The sequence below is a fragment of the Carnobacterium sp. genome (assembly GCF_040274425.1).
The window spans coordinates 1-1,861 of the sequence record NZ_JBEMBC010000169.1 but is presented as its reverse complement, the minus strand read 5'-3'; the positions used below and the strand labels follow the sequence as shown (position 1 = coordinate 1,861).

Sequence of the window (1,861 nt, the reverse complement as noted above, 5' to 3'; positions counted from 1 at the left end):
TCTGATTGGGAACAATCAAAAGTAGACTTGGCAAATGGAAAAGTTGGGGTCATGGTTTTAGGAAGCTGGGCTGTACCACAAATCCAAGATATCGTTCCTGAAAATGCAGAAAATATCACATTCCAAACCTTCCCAACAACAGCTGAAGACGGCGAACAATATATGGGTATCGGTGGAGATTATAACTTAGCTATTAATGTGAACAGTGAACATAAAGAGGCTGCACGTACCTTATTAGATTGGTTAGTTAATGAATCAGATTATGCAGTAGACAATGGTGGATTATCAGCTGTAATCGGTGGAGAATATCCAGCAGCTTTACAATCCAGCCAAGATGCAGGTGTTATCTTACTAGAAGAAAACCCAGCACCTCAAGGCAAAGAATCATTATTCCCTGACGTGAACAATATGTCTGAATTGGGCGTAGGTTCTACTGACTTGGAAAAACAACGCATTATTGATGCTGGTATAGGAAATTCAAATGAAACATTTGAAGATATTATGAAAGAATTTAATACACGTTGGGCTGATGCAATCGAAACAGTTGGCAACAATTAATTGAGCTAAAGGAGCGTCCCTGTTTCGTGGGGACGCTCGATTTATTAATGGAGGGGTATACTGTGCATAAAATAAAGTTAAATCAAAATACAGAAAAAAAGTTGCTCATTTTCTTATTTACTATCATTCCAGTTGCTTTATTGCTGTTATTTTCTTATTATCCGTTAATTAAAATGTTCCAGTACAGTTTGACCGATTGGAATGGAATTACACCTGATCCAAACTTTGTTGGGGCAGACAATTATCGAACGGTTTTGACAAATCCAAATTATTTTGCTGTTTTTAAAACGAGCTTGTACTACTTCATCGCTACATTTTTCCAATTAGGTATTGCGCTATTATTCGCAACGATATTGTCATTCAAAGTTAAGTTCGCTAATTTTTGGAAAGGCGTTCTGTTTTTTCCATATCTTTTGAATGGTGTAGCGATTGGTTTCATTTTTCTATATTTTTATAAAGGCGGAGGCACATTGGATACGGTCTTGTCATTCATGGGGCTAGATGACCAAATTCGTCTTTGGTTGGGAGATCGCTCTATCAATAATATTTCTTTAGCTTTTACTTCAGTTTGGCGATATACCGGTTTTAACTTTCTAATCTTTTTAGGAGCTATCCAATCGGTTAACCCTGAGATATATGAAGCAGCTGAAATCGACGGCGCCAGCCAATGGGATAAATTCCTCTATATTATTGTCCCAAGCATAAAAAATATTATCTTTTTAAATATCATTTTAGGAATCAGCGGTTCACTAAGTGTATTCGATATTCCTTATATTATGACAGGCGGTTCTAACGGAACAACAACATTTGTCATTCAAACGATCTCAACAGCCTTTAAATACAATAAAACCGGTTTGGCTTCTGCGATGGGAATCATTCTTTTAATGATCGTGATTGTGGTTACTGTAATCCAACGTTTAGCCATACGAGAAAAGAGGTAGGACATGGAACTAACAGAAGTAGGATATAAAAAGAAGAAAAAAAAGAAAGTTCAATTTTCATTTGGAAGTATATTCAAATATATAGTCCTCTCTTTAGGGGTCATAGTAGCGCTATTGCCAATATTAGTCGTTTTGATTGGTTCATTTAAATCTAATGAGGAGTTTTTGACGACAGGTGTGTTGGCTCTGCCTAAAACGTTAGACTTTACCAATTATGTGACGGCATTTGTCGATGGGGAAATGCTAACAGGGTTCAAGAATACGTTATTCATTTTTGTTGTTAGTATGGTTGGGAAATTAACATTAGGGTCAATGTTTGCTTATGCGATGAATCGTTTTGATTTCCGCTTTAAGAAAATAAT

General features: G+C 36.3%; 3 protein-coding genes. All 3 read left to right on the top strand.

The genetic code is table 11. The annotated features are described in order from the left end of the window. Positions 1-558 (top strand): extracellular solute-binding protein (locus ABS911_RS15045; RefSeq protein WP_350468223.1); only part of this gene is annotated, 558 nt, incomplete at its 5' end. 47 nt (positions 559-605) lie between these two features. Further along, entirely contained in the window at positions 606-1,499 is an 894-nt protein-coding gene (locus tag ABS911_RS15040) for a carbohydrate ABC transporter permease (protein WP_202881999.1), read from the top strand. A 3-nt stretch (positions 1,500-1,502) separates the two neighbouring features. Beyond that, positions 1,503-1,861, top strand: a 359-nt coding sequence (locus ABS911_RS15035) for an ABC transporter permease family protein (RefSeq protein ID WP_502880559.1), incomplete at its 3' end; no start/stop codon positions are given.